The 15,599-nt window shown below is 60.4% G+C and carries 16 protein-coding genes and 1 tRNA gene; 11 read left to right on the top strand and 6 right to left on the bottom strand.

The features are described from left to right. The first annotated feature begins 100 nt into the window (after positions 1–100). The gene (locus RE432_RS12660) at positions 101–1,060 is read left to right on the top strand and encodes a 2-hydroxyacid dehydrogenase (RefSeq protein WP_310933761.1); all 960 of its coding nucleotides are present in this window, start codon (positions 101–103) and stop codon (positions 1,058–1,060) included. Between the two features lie 84 nt (positions 1,061–1,144). On the opposite strand, the gene RE432_RS12655 is transcribed toward RE432_RS12660, so the two are convergent. Continuing rightward, positions 1,145–1,456 (bottom strand): DUF3579 domain-containing protein, encoded by a 312-nt coding sequence (locus RE432_RS12655; RefSeq protein WP_310933760.1) that lies wholly within the window; start codon positions 1,454–1,456, stop codon positions 1,145–1,147. A 206-nt stretch (positions 1,457–1,662) separates the two neighbouring features. Between RE432_RS12655 and argF the strand changes: the two genes are divergently transcribed. The 5 genes from argF (at position 1,663) to RE432_RS12630 (ending at position 6,670) form a co-directional block, all read left to right on the top strand. Continuing rightward, positions 1,663–2,607 (top strand): ornithine carbamoyltransferase, encoded by a 945-nt coding sequence (argF, locus tag RE432_RS12650; RefSeq protein ID WP_310933759.1) that lies wholly within the window; start codon positions 1,663–1,665, stop codon positions 2,605–2,607. A gap of 221 nt (positions 2,608–2,828) precedes the next feature. Further along, the gene (locus tag RE432_RS12645) at positions 2,829–3,209 is read left to right on the top strand and encodes a cupin domain-containing protein (RefSeq protein ID WP_310933758.1); all 381 of its coding nucleotides are present in this window, start codon (positions 2,829–2,831) and stop codon (positions 3,207–3,209) included. Between the two features lie 55 nt (positions 3,210–3,264). Further along, complete coding sequence (locus RE432_RS12640; RefSeq protein WP_310933757.1) at positions 3,265–4,275, top strand: tripartite tricarboxylate transporter substrate binding protein; 1,011 nt, start codon at positions 3,265–3,267, stop codon at positions 4,273–4,275. After that, positions 4,272–5,507, top strand: coding sequence for a CoA transferase (locus tag RE432_RS12635; protein WP_310933756.1), 1,236 nt, complete (start codon positions 4,272–4,274; stop codon positions 5,505–5,507). Before RE432_RS12640 ends, RE432_RS12635 begins: the two co-directional genes overlap by 4 nt. Then, positions 5,504–6,670: an acyl-CoA dehydrogenase family protein gene (locus tag RE432_RS12630; protein WP_310933755.1), complete on the top strand. Its 1,167-nt coding sequence runs from the start codon at positions 5,504–5,506 to the stop codon at positions 6,668–6,670. The genes RE432_RS12635 and RE432_RS12630 overlap by 4 nt, the downstream gene beginning before the upstream one ends. A 50-nt stretch (positions 6,671–6,720) precedes the next feature. On the opposite strand, the gene RE432_RS12625 is transcribed toward RE432_RS12630, so the two are convergent. Next, entirely contained in the window at positions 6,721–7,479 is a 759-nt protein-coding gene (locus RE432_RS12625; protein WP_310933754.1) for an IclR family transcriptional regulator, read from the bottom strand. 67 nt (positions 7,480–7,546) lie between these two features. Beyond that, entirely contained in the window at positions 7,547–8,884 is a 1,338-nt protein-coding gene (gene argG / locus RE432_RS12620; protein WP_310933753.1) for an argininosuccinate synthase, read from the bottom strand. A 100-nt stretch (positions 8,885–8,984) separates the two neighbouring features. Between argG and RE432_RS12615 the strand changes: the two genes are divergently transcribed. Next, positions 8,985–9,060, top strand: a tRNA-Ala gene (locus RE432_RS12615). 75 nt (positions 9,061–9,135) lie between these two features. Here RE432_RS12615 and RE432_RS12610 read toward each other — a convergent pair. Continuing rightward, complete coding sequence (locus RE432_RS12610; protein ID WP_310933752.1) at positions 9,136–9,801, bottom strand: GntR family transcriptional regulator; 666 nt, start codon at positions 9,799–9,801, stop codon at positions 9,136–9,138. A 140-nt stretch (positions 9,802–9,941) separates the two neighbouring features. Here RE432_RS12610 and RE432_RS12605 point away from each other — a divergent pair, with 140 nt between their 5' ends. Genes RE432_RS12605 through RE432_RS12595 form a run of 3 tightly spaced genes read left to right on the top strand, consistent with a single transcriptional unit; the run spans position 9,942 to position 12,244 of the window. Next, complete coding sequence (locus RE432_RS12605; protein WP_310933751.1) at positions 9,942–10,370, top strand: carboxymuconolactone decarboxylase family protein; 429 nt, start codon at positions 9,942–9,944, stop codon at positions 10,368–10,370. A 10-nt stretch (positions 10,371–10,380) separates the two neighbouring features. Next, positions 10,381–11,244, top strand: coding sequence for an amidohydrolase family protein (locus tag RE432_RS12600; protein WP_310933750.1), 864 nt, complete (start codon positions 10,381–10,383; stop codon positions 11,242–11,244). 28 nt (positions 11,245–11,272) lie between these two features. After that, positions 11,273–12,244, top strand: coding sequence for a tripartite tricarboxylate transporter substrate binding protein (locus tag RE432_RS12595; RefSeq protein WP_310933749.1), 972 nt, complete (start codon positions 11,273–11,275; stop codon positions 12,242–12,244). 16 nt (positions 12,245–12,260) lie between these two features. On the opposite strand, the gene RE432_RS12590 is transcribed toward RE432_RS12595, so the two are convergent. Next, complete coding sequence (locus RE432_RS12590) at positions 12,261–13,415, bottom strand: beta-propeller fold lactonase family protein (RefSeq protein ID WP_310933748.1); 1,155 nt, start codon at positions 13,413–13,415, stop codon at positions 12,261–12,263. Positions 13,416–13,605: 190 nt separating this feature from the next. Between RE432_RS12590 and RE432_RS12585 the strand changes: the two genes are divergently transcribed. Continuing rightward, positions 13,606–14,439, top strand: a complete 834-nt coding sequence (locus RE432_RS12585; protein WP_310933747.1) for an isocitrate lyase/phosphoenolpyruvate mutase family protein — start codon at positions 13,606–13,608, stop codon at positions 14,437–14,439. A 3-nt stretch (positions 14,440–14,442) separates the two neighbouring features. On the opposite strand, the gene RE432_RS12580 is transcribed toward RE432_RS12585, so the two are convergent. After that, positions 14,443–15,525 carry a DUF6817 domain-containing protein gene (locus RE432_RS12580; protein WP_310933746.1) on the bottom strand — a complete coding sequence of 361 codons (1,083 nt, stop codon included), beginning with the start codon at positions 15,523–15,525 and terminating at the stop codon, positions 14,443–14,445. Between the last annotated feature and the right edge of the window lie 74 nt (positions 15,526–15,599).

Here is a 15,599-nt window from a genome sequence, read left to right as displayed (position 1 = left end):
GCCAACAATAGGACGCTCAGGCGTCCTATTTTTTTGCCGCGCCCACTTTCAGTTATAGTTCGGTTTGCCTAAACAACAACAGCAACCGACCCGAGACACCATGACAACCGCAAAACCCGCACTCCTGCAACTGCTTCCGCTGACCGTCCCCTACTCGCCGGAGCGCCTGGCCAAACATTTCGAACTGATCGAGCTCTGGAAGGCGCCTGACGCCCAGGCGGTCATCGCCAGCAGAAAAAACGACATCGTAGCGCTCGTGACCAGCGCGATGACACCTACCCGTGCCGAGCTGATAGATGCCTTGCCCAATCTCAAGGCCATATGCAGCCAGGGAGTCGGCTACGACGCCATCGACGTCAAGCACGCCCAAAGCAAGGGCATACAAGTCAGCAATACACCCGACGTGCTGAATGACTGTGTTGCCGATCTGGCTTTCGGCCTGCTGCTGGCCACCGCACGCAAGCTGGGGCACGCCGAACGCTACGTCCGGGCCAACCAGTGGGGCAACGGGGCCGCCTTCCCCCTGGGCACCAAGGTCAGCCACAAGAAGGTGGGCATTGTGGGCCTGGGCCGGATCGGCATGGCCATCGCCCAGCGCGCCGCCGGCTTCGATATGGACATCCGCTATCACAACCGGCGCGCGCGCAGCGATGTGCCCTACGGCTACGAAGCATCGCTGACCGACCTGGCCAGTTGGGCGGATTTTCTGATCATTGCCACAGTGGGCGGGGACGCTACCCGCCGCCTGATCAATGCAGAGGTCCTCAAGGCCCTGGGACCCGACGGCGCGATCATCAATATCGCGCGCGGCTCGGTCATCGACGAAGCCGCCCTGGTCAGCGCCCTGGCCAGCGGCGAGCTGGGCGGCGCCGGCCTGGACGTCTACGAGGCCGAACCGACGGTGCCCGACGCCTTGAAGACAATGGATAACGTCGTCATCGTGCCGCACATTGCCAGTGCCACCAACGAGACCCGCAAAGCCATGGCCGACCTGGTGCTGGATAACGTCGACGCCTTTGCCACCACCGGCAAGGTCATTACGCCCGTACCCGCCCTGTAAGGCCTTTTTCCGGACGATGGCGGCATCCCTCTTCAGGAAGGCTGCCGCCATGGCCCAGGAAAATCCAGACGTAAAAAAAGCCCACTAGGGGCGGCGGATGGGTGTCGAGGTTTCTTGTTCTGTCGTTTGCAGTTTGTTGTCGGCGGCAAAATCGCACACGAACTTCCATGCCAGCGGCTCAAGGTCGCGCAGGCGCAGGTCAACCACCACGCAGCGAACGCCATCCAGCACAACCGGCACGACATACGGGGAATACGTCAGGTGGCCGCCCATGGAGCCTGCCGGACGAAACTGCGACATGACACCGGCAAGGCGCTCGGCCCAGTCGCTGGGACGGAAACGTTGCCCGTCAAGGGTGACGCCGTGAATAACTAGTTGCTGCACAAGATGGGTCATAAACTTCCGCGGACAAATCGTAGCCATTTCAGGCGTACCAAACTTTCCCTGCGCCGCGAATTGTATATGATACCGGGGCCGGGCGTCTTTTTCAGCCGGCTGGCCGCCAGACGCCCCATGCGCACCGGCCCCGCGATCCGGACCCATGCGCTTTTTGCGGATGGCCATCCGGCAGGGTAAGATGGCTCTTTTACACAGGGCTTATTATGTCTGACGCCACATCAAAAACCGGGCCGCTGCGGCATTTTCTGCAATTTCGCGACTTATCAAAAACCGAAATCCAGTATGTGCTGGATCGCGCGCAACTGATCAAGAACAAGTTCAAGCGCTACGAGCCGCACCATACATTGCACGACCGCAACCTGGCCATGGTTTTTGAAAAGGCCAGTACCCGCACCCGCGTTTCATTCGAGGCAGGCATGTACCAGCTTGGGGGCTCGGTCATCCATCTTACCACCGGCGACTCCCAATTGGGCCGCTCGGAACCCATCGAAGACACCGCCCGCGTCATCTCGCGCATGGTCGACCTGATCATGATCCGCACCTTCGAACAAACACGCATCGAGCGCTTTGCCGCGCATTCGCGCGTGCCCGTCATCAACGGCCTGACCAACGAGTTCCACCCTTGCCAGATCCTGGCCGATATTTTCACGTTCATCGAGCACCAGGGGCCCATCGCGGGCAAAACGGTGGCCTGGATAGGCGATGGCAACAACATGGCGTATACCTGGCTCCAGGCGGCTGAAATCCTGGGCTTCCGGCTGCACGTGTCGGCGCCTTCGGGCTACCAGCTCGACCCCCAGCGCATCGGCCAGCCATCGTCCAGCGTTCTGCAGGAATTCTCCGATCCCATGGAAGCCTGCCGCGGCGCGCATCTGGTCACCACCGACGTCTGGACCAGCATGGGCTACGAAGCCGAAAACGAAGAACGCCGCAAGGCATTCGCCGACTGGTGCGTCGACGCCGACATGATGGCGGTGGCGGCTCCCGATGCCCTGTTCATGCACTGCCTGCCGGCCCATCGCGGCGAGGAAGTCACCGGCGACGTCATCGACGGCCCGCAAAGCGTGGTCTGGGACGAAGCCGAGAATCGCCTGCACGTGCAGAAGGCCCTCATGGAATTCCTGTTGCTGGGCCAGTTGCCTAAATAAACTGGCGCAGGCATAAACCGGCGCCTGGCACCCAAAAAACCCAAAGCTGAATCCTGTCACGGGATTCAGCTTTTTTTTTGCCTGCGCATACCCCTGCGCACTGCATGGCCGACCCAAATCCAGGCGTGATGCTGTGCCCGCCATGACGGTTGCGGGCAATACCCGCTTGCGGAATAATTTTATGTGTGTAAAACTATTTTCATACACAGGAAAATAGAGACATGAAGAAACCCTCTTGGATCATCAGCGAGTCGGACGTCGCGGGCTATTCCCCGGCCAATCACAACGGCACCGTCAACCGCCGCCTGATCAGCCGCGACACCGTCGGGGCCCGGCATGTGGAAGTGCTGCTGGGCACCATCGAAAAAAACCAGGGCGCGCTCCCTCACGCCCATCCCGGCATCGAACAGATCTGCTACTTGCTATCGGGTTCGGCGATTGCCGAGGTAGAGGGCGAGCGCGGGGAAATGCGGGCGGGCGACTGTTGCTATTTCCCGCCAGACAAGCAGCATACTTTCACGGTGACCAGCAACGAGCCCGCGCGGCTGCTGGTCATTTATTCACCCCCCTACGAAGAGAACCCGGACCGGGTCATACGCTAACCCCTCTTTTGATAATAAAAACGGCCGGAACTTTTCCGCGCCATCGGAGACAACGATGCAAACAAAAAACCGCCACACCCGTCTTTCCACCGCCCTGCGCCGATTCGCGTCGGGCCGGCTCATCGCCGGCGCATTGCTGGGCCTGACTGTTTTCAGCACAAACGCCCTGGCGGCCTATCCCGACAAGCCCATTAACCTGATCGTGCCTTTCCCGGCCGGCTCGGGCACCGATGCGGTCGGGCGGATCTTTGCCGAAGAGCTCGGCAAACTGCTGGGCCAGCCGGTCATCGTTGAAAACAAGCCCGGCGCCAATGCGACCATTGCCGCCAACTACGTCGCCAAGGCCAAGCCCGACGGCTATACCCTTTTCGTGACCACCAACACCTCTCATTCCGCGGCGCCGTGGCTGATGAAAAACGTCCCCTACGATCCGATCAAGGATTTCACGCCCATCGCCCGCGGCGGCAACCTGCCCTTCCTGCTGGTCACCAATCCCAGCCGGCCCTACAAAACGGTGCAGGAACTCATGAAGCACGCCAAAGAACATCCCGATACGGTGACCTATGCTTCGGGCAACAGCACCGGCATCGTGGCGGGCGCGACCTTCGGCGTGCAAGCCGGCCTGAAGATTCTTCATGTGCCCTATAAAGGCACGCCCCAGGCGCTGACCGATCTGGTCGGCGGCCAGGTCGACTTCATGTTCACCGACTTTACCTCCGGCATGCCCTTCGTCAAATCCGGCCGCCTGCATGCCATGGCCGTATCGACCGCAAAGCGCAGCGAACTGGTGCCCGACCTGCCCTCCATGGAAGAAGCCGGCATGCCGGATTTCGACATCAACTCCTGGAACGGTTATTTCGGCCCTGCCGGCATGCCTGACGATGTCGTCCAGATATTGAATACCGCCATCAATAAAATCGTCAGCACGCCCGAGACCAAGTCCCGTCTTGCGCAACTGGGCTTCGACGCATTCAGCGGCACGCCCGACGATTTCGCCAAGTTCGTGCAAGATCAATACGCCTTGTGGGGGAAATGGATCAAGGCGGCTGGAATCGCACAGCAATGACGCTAAGCCCCGCCTGCGCCGGCCCGCTTGACGGCATCCGGATACTCGACCTGAGCGCCGTGGTGATGGGTCCCTACGCCACGCAGATTCTTGGCGACCTGGGCGCCGACGTCATCAAGGTCGAGCCGCCCGCGGGGGATAACATGCGCGCAGTGGGCCCCATGCGCAACCCCGGCATGGGCGCCATCTATCTGCATCTGAACCGCAACAAGCGCTCCATCGTCCTGGACCTGAAAACAGACGCGGGCCGGCAGGCCTGCCTGGACATGGCCAAGACCGCCGACGTGCTGCTGTACAACACCCGGCCGCAGGCCATGGCCCGCCTGGGGCTGGACTACGACGCCGTCGCCCAGGCCAACCCCCGTATCGTGTATGTGGGCGCATACGGCTTCGGCCATCGCGGCCCCTACGCGGGCAAGCCCGCCTACGACGATCTGATCCAGGGCATGACCGCCATTCCCTCGCTTTACCAGCAGAACTCGGGCGACGTTCCGCGCTATGCGCCGCTGACGCTGGCCGACCGCGCCGTCGGGATGCAAGTGGCCGTCGCCATGCTGGCCGGCGTCATACAGGCGCGTACGTCCGGCCAGGGGCAGGCCATTGAAATACCCATGTTCGAGGCCATGTCCCAGTTGGTGCTGGGCGACCACCTGGGCGGCCGGACCTTCGATCCGCCGGCGGGCCCCACCGGCTACGCGCGCCTGCTCGTCGCCCATCGCCGGCCCTATGCCACCGCCAACGGCTATATCAGCGTCCTGATCTACAACGACAAGCATTGGTCCCGGTTCTTCCAGCTCATAGGCAGGCCGGAACTGCTCAACGACGAACGCTTCGCCACCCACACCGCGCGATCCCGGCATATCGACCAGGCATACAGCCTGGTCGCCGATGTGCTGGCAGGCAACACCAGCGAACACTGGCTGCAGGCCTTGGGCGCGGCCGACATACCCGCGGCCCCCCTCTACGACGTCGACGCGCTGATCGACGACCCGCATCTACAGCAGGTCCAGATGCTGCCAACGCTGCAGCATCCCTCCGAAGGCGCCATACGCTCGCCCGCGCCGGTCGGCCATTATTCCAAAACCCCTTTGCGCATACGGCGCCACGCGCCGCGCTTGGGCGAACACACACGGGAAGTCCTGCTGGAAGCAGGCCTGAATCAGGACCTTGTCGGCCAAGTGCTTGAACAGGCCCAGCCACGCGACACCCCGCAGAACAAGGACATATCATGAGCTTTGTCTTATCGGACGAACACAAGGCATTGGTCTCGGGCGTGGAAAGCCTGTGCAGCAACTATACCGATGACTACTGGCTGGCACGCGACCGCGACGGACAGTACCCGGATGATTTTCATCGCGACCTGGCGCAGGCGGGCTGGCTGGGCATCGCCATGCCGGAAGAGTACGGCGGTTCGGGCCTGGGCATGTCGGAAGCCGCCTTGATGATGCACACCATTTCCCGTTCGGGCGCCGGCTTTTCCGGCGCCTCCGCTGTGCACATGAATATTTTCGGATTGAACCCCGTGGTCGTATTCGGCACGCCCGAGCAGCGGATGCGCGCCCTGCCGCCGCTCATCAAAGGCGAGCAAAAAGCCTGTTTCGCCGTCACCGAGCCCGATGCGGGGCTGGATACCACCAAGCTTTCCACCCGCGCCCAGCGCGACGGCGACAGCTATATCGTCCACGGGCGCAAAATCTGGATATCAACGGCCCAGGTCGCCGACAAGATGCTGCTGCTGGCACGCACCACGCCCCTGTCCGACGTCAAGAAGCCGACACAGGGCCTGTCCCTGTTCTATACCGACCTGGACAGAACGGCGATAGAAGTGCGGGAAATCGAAAAGATGGGCCGCAAATCGGTCGATTCCAATATGCTGTTCATCGATGGCCTGCGCATTCCCGCCGAAGACCGCATCGGCGAGGAAGGCAAAGGCTTCGAATACATTCTGCACGGCCTGAACCCCGAGCGCATCTTGATCGCCTCCGAAGCCGTGGGCCTGGGCCGCTGCGCGCTGGCGCATGCGGTAGACTACGCCAATGAACGGGTCGTCTTCGGCCGCGCCATCGGCAAGAACCAGGGCATACAACACCCGCTGGCCCAGGCATGGATGCACCTGGAAGCCGCCGACCTGATGGTCCAGAAAGCCGCTTATCTCTATGACCAGGGACTGCCCTGCGGCGAATTTGCCAACACCGCCAAATACCTTGCGGCGGAAGCCGCCTTCAACGCCTGCCAAAGCGCCATACTGACGCTGGGCGGCATGGGCTACGCCAAGGAATACCATGTAGAGCGCTATCTGCGCGAAAGCTTCATCCCCCGCATCGCGCCGGTCAGCCCGCAATTGATCATGTGCTTCATCGCCGAGAAAGTACTGGGCCTGCCCAAATCGTACTGATGGGCTGGCTGAATCCACGCCCGGGCCGCAGGCGGCCGAAAGCAGCCCCGCTAAAAGCTCTGCTCTATGAAACGGCAGGCCGCGCGCAGTTTCTTGGCCTTGTCGTCAATATGCTCTTCAATGCGGTACAAAGGGCCTGCAATGGAAATGGCGTAATTATTGCCCAGCACCCTGACCGGCCAGGCAATCGCGCCCACATCATCCATTGATTCGCCCAGGTTGGCGAACCACCCGCGCTCGAGCGATGCCTGGATATTGGCTTCCACCGCTTTGGGGGTGATCAGTGTGTGTTCATTATGTTTCTGCAGCGGCCTGGCGGACAGCAACTTGAGCCTGTCCTGCACATCCAGGGTAGAGAGCAATGCCTTGCCCAGCGAGTTGGCGTGGATATCGCGCTGGGAACCGGCAACACCCACATAGCTGATCGGATGCGGCGAGGCCAGGACCTCCAAATACACCACGCGATCGTTCTGGTCCAGCTTGCCGAGCACGACGGTTTCGGACGTCGTGTCGCGCAGCTCTTCCAGGCTGGGGCGCACCCTTTCCAGAATCGGATCGGCCCGGGAAATGCGCTGGGCCATGGCCAGCAGGCGGCCGGTAGGATAATAGCCTTGCCGCCGCCCCGTTTCATACAAATAGCCCAGGCTGGCCAGGGTACGGAGCAACGCCAGGCAGCTGGATACCGGCGCATCCAGATGGCGCGCGATTTCCGACAAAGCCAGCGGCTTGGCCTCGCGGGCAAAAATCTCGATGATCTCGATGACCCGCAGCGCCGTCTTGACGTTGGAGTCGGGTTTTGTGGAAGTCATGATCTTTTACCGGGAGGCGGCGCGTTCAAGGCAAAGGGCGGCGGTCGCGCCGCCCGGCCTGATCGCCCTACGTGTCCGACTTATCCTTGAGCTGCGGCAAGGCCGAGCCCGAAGCCGGCGCCAGCAGGCCGGTTTTGACGTAAGTAAACAGCTTGTCGCGCGTATCGACGATGTCCAGATTGCGCATGGTCAGTTGGCCGATGCGATCGCGTGGCGAGAAGGTGGATTCGCCCTTCTCCATGGTCAGGCGCTCGGGCTGATACGTCAGGTTGGCCGACTCGGTGTTCAAAATGGAATAGTCATTGCCGCGGCGCAGCTCGATGGTGACTTCGCCGGTAATGGCGCGCGCCACCCAGCGTTGCGCTGTTTCACGCAACATGATGGACTGCGGATCGAACCAGCGGCCCTGATACAGCAAACGGCCCAGTTTCAGCCCGTTCATGCGGTACTGCTCGATCGTATCTTCGTTGTGAATGCCGGTGACCAGGCGTTCGTAGGCGATGTACAGCAGCGCCAGCCCCGGCGCTTCGTAGATACCGCGGCTCTTCGCCTCGATAATGCGGTTTTCGATCTGGTCGCTCATGCCCAGGCCATGGCGGCCGCCGATGCGATTGGCTTCCAGCAGCAGCTCGACGCTGTCCGCGTACTCGACGCCATTCAGCGCCACGGGCCGGCCTTCGTCAAAGCGTACGGTGACCTCTTCGGTCTTTACCTGTACATCATCGCGCCAGAATGCCACGCCCATGATGGGCTGGACAATCTTGATGCCTGAATTCAGATGCTCCAGGTCTTTGGCTTCGTGCGTGGCGCCCAGCATATTCGAGTCGGTGGAATACGCTTTCTCGGCCGACATCTTGTAGTCGAAGCCGGCCTGCTGCATGTATGCCGACATTTCGGCGCGGCCGCCCAGTTCGTCGATGAACACCTGGTCCAGCCAGGGTTTGTAGATCTTCAGCGCGGGATTGGTCAGCAGCCCATAGCGATAGAAACGCTCGATGTCATTACCTTTGAAGGTGCTGCCGTCACCCCAGATGTTGACGTCGTCTTCCTTCATGGCGGCAACCAGCATGGTGCCGGTCACGGCACGGCCGATGGGCGTGGTGTTGAAATACGTGACGCCGGCCGTCGAAATGTGGAAAGCGCCGCACTGCAATGCCGCGATGCCTTCGGCGACCAGTTGCGCGCGGCAATCGATCAGGCGCGCTTCCTGGGCGCCGTATTCCTTGGCGCGGCGCGGAATGGATTCATAGTCGGTTTCGTCGGGCTGCCCCAGATCGGCGGTGTAGGCATAGGGAATGGCGCCCTTGTTGCGCATCCACAGCAAGGCAGCGCTGGTATCCAGTCCGCCAGAAAAAGCGATACCGACCTTCTGGCCGGTTGGGACGTTTTCAAGAATGGTTGTCATGGGTGGTCTAAGGCCTTGGAAATAATTTCGACTAACCGGGCATTATAACCTTCGCCACCCCTGTTCAATCGCTTTGCCGATTTGCTAAAATATCCGTGTTGGGGGAGTAGCTCAGCTGGGAGAGCGCTGCGTTCGCAATGCAGAGGTCGGGAGTTCGATCCTCCTCTTCTCCACCAAAATTCAGGCCCCGACCGGTACCGGTCGGGGCTTTTTCTTGCCTGGACGCGCCTGGCCTGCGGGCTTGGCCGTGGTCATGGCCGCGCATCGCCTCGCTGCAGCACTTTTTCCAAGCGTTCGCCTGTGCGCGTCAAATGATGGGTCAGCAGATTGCAGGCGCCTTCGACATCGCGCTGAATCGCCAACTGATAAATGGCGGCATGCTCTTGCGGCACATTCGGATCGGGTTCGTAGGCCTCCAGGAAAAGGCGGCGATAGCGATCGCTCAGATCATGCAAGGTATGGCAAAAGCGCATCAGATTGGGCATATGACAGGCGGAGAACAGAGCCATATGAAACGCGCGATGGGCATTTTCCCAATCCTGCAGCGCAGCACTCGAAAAGCGCCCCTCGTTCAGCCGGTCCAATCGTGCGTACGCCGCAGATAAACGATCTTCCCATTCCGCGTCGCCATTTGTGATCGACAAGCGCAGCGCCAGCACTTCAAGGGTCAGGCGCAATAAAGTCACTTCTTGAAAATCAGCTGCTGACACCTGGCTTACCCGATAGCCGCGGTTCTCGTACAAGGTGGTGAAACCTTCCGCACTAAGCCGGGTCAGCGCTTCGCGCAAAGGACTCATGCTGACGTCGAAACGCTGCCGCAGCCCGTCCAGCTTCAGGTGCTCTCCAGGCTTGTACTCGCCATTGACGATGGCATTGCGCAGTTTCTCTTCGAGCGAGGCAGCTAAGGTCACACTCATGATCGATCCACTTGTTTGATGAGCAAAAAGCTTGTTCTACAGGGCATGAATACTAGCATAATCCCTATATTTTCGAAAATCCATTTTGAACCTAATATTCGACAATACTATTTATTTTCGAAAATCATATGAACTCAAACATGCCATTGAAAGACTTGCTCGCTGCTTATCAAAACCAGACCGGACAAGACGCGATCGCCCAGTCTTATCGCGACATGGCCGGCTTTCTTCCGCCGCGCGTCGAAGCCCGGCTGGCAATCACCGGGGCACTGGACGCCAAAATGGTTCAACTCCAGGAGCAAGCGCGCGCCCATGCACTGACAACGGAATGCTTTGACGAAAAAATGGTCCAGCTCATCATTTTCGGCATGCTGGTTTGCGAGCTCAGCGACGCCGCGGTCATCCACGGCGTGGCGGCCCGGAAAGCCGGCGCGTCATGGGAAGAAATGCAGAGCATCATCAACCTGGCCTATGTCTTTCGCGGCGTATCGGCCGCCAACCGCGGGGCCGACATGCTGCTCAAAATCGCAGACAAAGAAAAGCAGCTTCAAACCGCAAAGCAAGCGTAAAGGTTTTCTGATGAAATCTTGCCCAGGACCCATCCGGGAAACGAAGAAACCCGTTTTCGTCGCGCCGCCAAATAGCTGCGACACACATGCGCATATTTTTGGCCCCCAGGCGCTCTACCCTTTTTCACCGCAGCGCAGCTACACGCCAGAAGATTGCACGCTTAGCGATTACAAGCGCATGCTGGCCACGCTCGGATTCGATCGCGGCGTCATCGTCCATGGCGGCGCCCATGGCACGGACAACCGCGTCACACTTGCCGCGCTGGAGCAATTGGGTCCGCAGTTCAGGGCCGTCCTGGTCCAGCCCCCCGGCCTGAAACTACCGGAACGCAAGGCACTGCATGAGCTCGGCGTTCGAGGCTATCGCATGTCGACAGTCGTCTCGGGCGGTGTTGGATTCGACCAGTTGCAGCCTTTATCAAAAGAAGCGGCAGAACTCGACTGGCATGTGCTGCTGCACTTTCATCATGCCCACGAGCTGCTGGACCTTGAAACAACGCTGGAACAGCTGCCGTGTCCCTTCGTGCTCGACCATCTCGCACGCATCGAAGGCAAACAAGGCATCAACGATCCGGCATTTGCCGTAGTCAGGCGCCTGCTGAGTACCGGCAAGGCCTGGGTCAAGCTCGCCAGCCTGTATCGGCTCTCGTCCGGCCGCTATCCTCACCGCGACATGCTTCCTCTGATCCATGAAGTGATCAAAGACTATCCGGACCGAGTCCTGTGGGGAAGCAACTGGCCGCACCCGATCCATCACGGACCGATGCCGAACGACGGCGATCTGGTCGACCTGATCCCCCTGTGGGCGCCCGACCCAGCGCATCAGCATCAACTCTTGGTCGACAACCCCGCCAGACTTTACGGCTACCCATAAGCCCAACATAACAACACTGGAGACACTCATGAACAACGCGCTTGCCCTGTCGATACTTCTTGGACTATCGACCCTGCTGGCTCCGATGACTGCCGCACAGGCGGCCTACCCGGACCGCCCCATCACCGTCGTCGTCCCCTTTCCCCCTGGCGGCACCACCGACATCCTGGCGCGCCAGTTCGCCGCGAAGCTCGGCGATGCCGTCGGGCAAACCGTCGTGGTCGAAAACCGGCCTGGCGCAGGCGGCAATATCGGCGCGCAAAGCGTGGCCCGCGCCAACCCCAATGGCCACACACTCCTTTTTTCTACCGCCGGCCCCCTGAGCATCAATCAGCACCTTTATGCCAACCCCGGCTATGACCCGGTAAAAAGCTTCAAACCGGTCGTCCTGTTCGCATCGGTCCCCATCATGCTGGTCAGTTCGCCGAACGCGCCCTTCAAAACCGTGGTTGAATTCATTGACTACGCAAAACAGAATCCAGGGACGATTTCCTATGGTTCACAAGGCAATGGCACGACCAGCCATCTGACGATGGAACTGCTGAAAACCACGCTCGACCTGAACATGCAGCACATTCCGTATCGCGGCAGCGCGCCTGCATCGGCCGATCTGATGGCGGGCTACGTGTCGGTGATGTTCGACAATTCGCCCAGCACCCTGCCCTTCGTCCAATCGGGGAAAATGCATGGCCTTGGCATTGCCAGCGCACAACGCGTCGACAGCATGAAGGAATTGCCCGCTATTGCGGAAACCGTGCCCGGCTTCTCTTCGGAAGCCTGGTTCGGCATCGTTGCGCCCGCCAATACCCCCGACGCCGTCATCGAACAGCTCAATCAGGCGACCAATGACATGCTTTCCAGCGAAGATTTCCGCGCCGTGCTGAACAAATCCGGCACCCAACCCCTTGGGGGCAGCGTGCAGGACTTTGTGACATTCCGGGACGCCGAGATTGAAAAGTGGGGCAGAATCGTTGAGCAGGCAGGTGTAAAGCTGGACTGAACGATGCCGTCTTGCATCAATCCGTCTTGACGATGGTTACCCAGTTTGCGCCCTTGCCCACGGGCGATTTACCCAGATGGGTCAGCAGGCCGCTGTCCTGGTCGATCGAGTACAGCGACACCGTCGGGGACTTCTCGCCGCTTGCGACCACGAACTTCCCGCCGGGATCGATGGCGAAGCCGCGCGGCCCTTCTTCGGTGGGAACCTGGCCCAGATAGCGCAGCTTGCCCGTTTGGGCATCTACGGCAAATTGACTCAAGGTACTTCCCGTTCGTTCCGACGTGTACAGGAACCGGCCGTTGGGCGTCATTTGAATGTCCGCGCACCACACAGCAATGGTTTCATCGAAAGGCACGGCGCCTGGCGTCCCCACGGGGACTCGGGGCTGGCCGGGCACCAGCTTGGTGTCGCTGGGCAGGCTCGACAGCGACTGTATTTCGAGCAACTCTCCATTTTCCTTGCGCTCGTAAACATTGACCTTGCCGGTCAGTTCGCTCAACACATAAACAAATTTGTTGCCGGGCGCCACGGCAAAGTGCCGCGGCCCGAATCCCTTCTCGGTACTGATCGCCGTCGCTTGTTCGGCAACAGGCTTGTCCTTGCCCGCATCGAAGGCATAACTGCGGATTTCGTCTGTGCCCAAGTGCGGCACATACACGGTGTTATTGGATAAATCCGTTTTGATGGAGTGAGGCCGCGATCCCCCGCTGTTGAAGAATTGCCTTGCATCGGGTTCGGGTATGCCCGCCTCGCCAAGTTTATGGGCGCTGATCGTATCGCCCCCGTAAGACGCCCCAAGCAGCCATTGGCCCGTCTGGTCCACGCCGATGCTGACCATGCTGTCCGGCATGGGAATGGTGTTGATCCACTGAAGCTCACCCGTCCTGGGGTTGATCCGATAGCTATACAAGGCAAAGGGCTTGGCACGCGCTGCCGCGTAAAGAAATTTTCCGTCCGGGCTGGCGGCCATGGGCATGACCAGCTTGGCGGCGCCCGCATTGTGGATCGGCTTTAAATGCGGCGCGTCGGCCATCACCAGCTCATAGGCGGAAATATCCGCGTCGTGCTGGTTGGACACATAAACATAGGTGCCGGCCGAAGCTACGGCGGCGCATGCCATTCCAAGACAAGCCACCATGCTCGTCACGGCAAGGGTCTTGCGATTTTTCATTGTGTCTCCCATCGTTCTGTTTGTGATGCGTATAGAAAAGCAGCTCGCCTTATGCGTTTCATGCATCAGTTTTCCGCGGGCAAAAAACGGAGGACTGAATGGTCGTATCATTGGCTTGACGAAAGGATGAAACAAGCCGCAGTACACTGCTTCAGAATACGTAAAAAGCTTCTTTTTAAGGGGATGTCGCATGACCCAAGCCCGCAGGACTGCTGAAAAGCGAGACGAGTTTGCCCGGCTGCATACATCGGGCTGTTTTGTCATGCCCAACCCCTGGGATGTGGGCACGGCACGATGCCTGGAAGACATGGGCTTCAAGGCCATCGCGTCCACCAGTTCAGGGCACGCGCATGCCAACGGCCTTCCGGACGGCGCGCAAACCCTGCCTGCCGTATTGGCCCATCTGGCCACGCTGTCGGCTGCGGTAGGCATTCCGCTGAATGCGGATTTTGAGAACGGGTTTGCCGAAGACATCCAACAAATGCAAGAGAACATCGTGCAATGCGTTGCCGCCGGCGTGTCCGGCCTGTCGATCGAGGACGCGCCCCAGCATGGGGCCGCCGGCCTTTATGATTTTGAACAGGCCGTGGACCGCATCAAGGCCGCCCGCGCGGCCATCGACCAAACCGGAGAGCGCGTGCTGCTTACCGCTCGCACAGAAGGTTTTGTGAAAGACGCGCCCGATATCCAGGAAACCGTCAGGCGCTTGAAAGCCTTCGCCGACGCGGGGGCCGACTGCCTGTACGCGCCCGGCATCCAGAGCCAGGAGCACATCCAGGCGGTCATCCAAGCGGCCGGCGGCCGTGCCGTCAATTTCCTGAATGGGAACGCGCTGGGGTTCACCGCCGAGGATCTGGCGCAACTGGGTATACGCCGCATCAGCGTTGGCGGATCTTTGGCCCGCGCTGCCATGGACAGCTTCCTGCGCGTGGCGCGGGACATTGCGGAAAATGGCCGTTTCGACGGGTTTGACGGCCTGATCACCAATGCAGAGCTGGATCGGCGTTTCGCCGGCAAGGCCTGAACTTTACTGGCCGGAAACCACCAGGCCCAGGGAATTCAGGCCGCCGATATGGCCGGGCCACTGGCGCGCGCGGGCGCTTTGCAGCAAGATGCGCGCCCAGGCAATCCACCCTTCCCAGGCGATGCGCTTGTCCCATGCGGTGCCCCATGCCTGCAACGCCGCCAAACCCGCCTGAGCCTGTGTTTCGGCCGTGGCGAAGTCGCCTTGGGTCAGCGCCAGTTGCGCCAGGAGCAGGCGGGGCTCGCCCACCCAGGGGTTGTGGGCAATCGCGGACTCGAGCAGGTGCTGCGCCGTCTGCATTTCGGTCAGCGGGTGCATGCGGGTGATGACTTGCCAGTACAGCGCCGACGCCGCGGCTTCATCTCTGGCCTCGATGACGGCGTCGCCCTGGCCGAAAGCGGGCGGCGCCGGAATGCCGGTGTCGCCGGGCAGCGATTTCAGTGCATGAAGCAGGCGCGACAGCATGTGCAGGATGTTGGCCGGCGGTTTCAGCGGCCCGGGCCATAAAGAGGCCGCCCAATGCGGCGCCAGTTCCCGGCGTTCCTGATAAGGGTATGCGGCAAAGATATCGTCTTGCCAGCTATGCCACTGCTCGCCGACATCGGCCACTGTCACCACAATGAATGCCGCCACCTGCCGGGGCGTCAGCGTGAACGTGTTGCCCTTGCCATCCGTCAGCAGCATGCCTTGTGCCCCGCCGCCCTCTCCTTCCAGTATGGCTTGCACAAAACGGGTGCGCGGCATGGCGCAAAAAAGGCTGACCCAGGCCTCGGCCTCTTCACCCAGGGCCGCGCGCAAAGCGTCACGCTCGCGCTCACGGTCGAACAAGGTCAGGTTGACGTACTCATTGCCATAGACACTATGGAATAAACCAAGCAGACGCACTTCGCGCGGCTGATCCCATAAGGATAGCGTGCGGTAGACGCCCAGCAAATGGTGCTTGAATGTGCCTGCCTTGTGCCAATCTTCGCTGGCGCTGCGCGCAAACAGCAGTTCAAGCAACTGAGGCAGATCGGCGTCGATGGCTGAATAATTCTCGGACAGCAAGTCGGCGGTATGGCGATGCAACTCGGGATAGGCGGGCATAGGGCAACGATAATACTTAAACTTAAAGAATTAAATATTATAGGTAGAATCCCTGATTCGATTTTCTTTTCCAC

The organism is Pusillimonas sp. SM2304 (genome assembly GCF_031628915.1).
Classification (GTDB): Bacteria; Pseudomonadota; Gammaproteobacteria; order Burkholderiales; family Burkholderiaceae_B; genus Pusillimonas_C.
The sequence above is the reverse complement of the archived record's forward strand: the minus strand, read 5'-3'. Positions and strand labels throughout refer to the sequence as shown.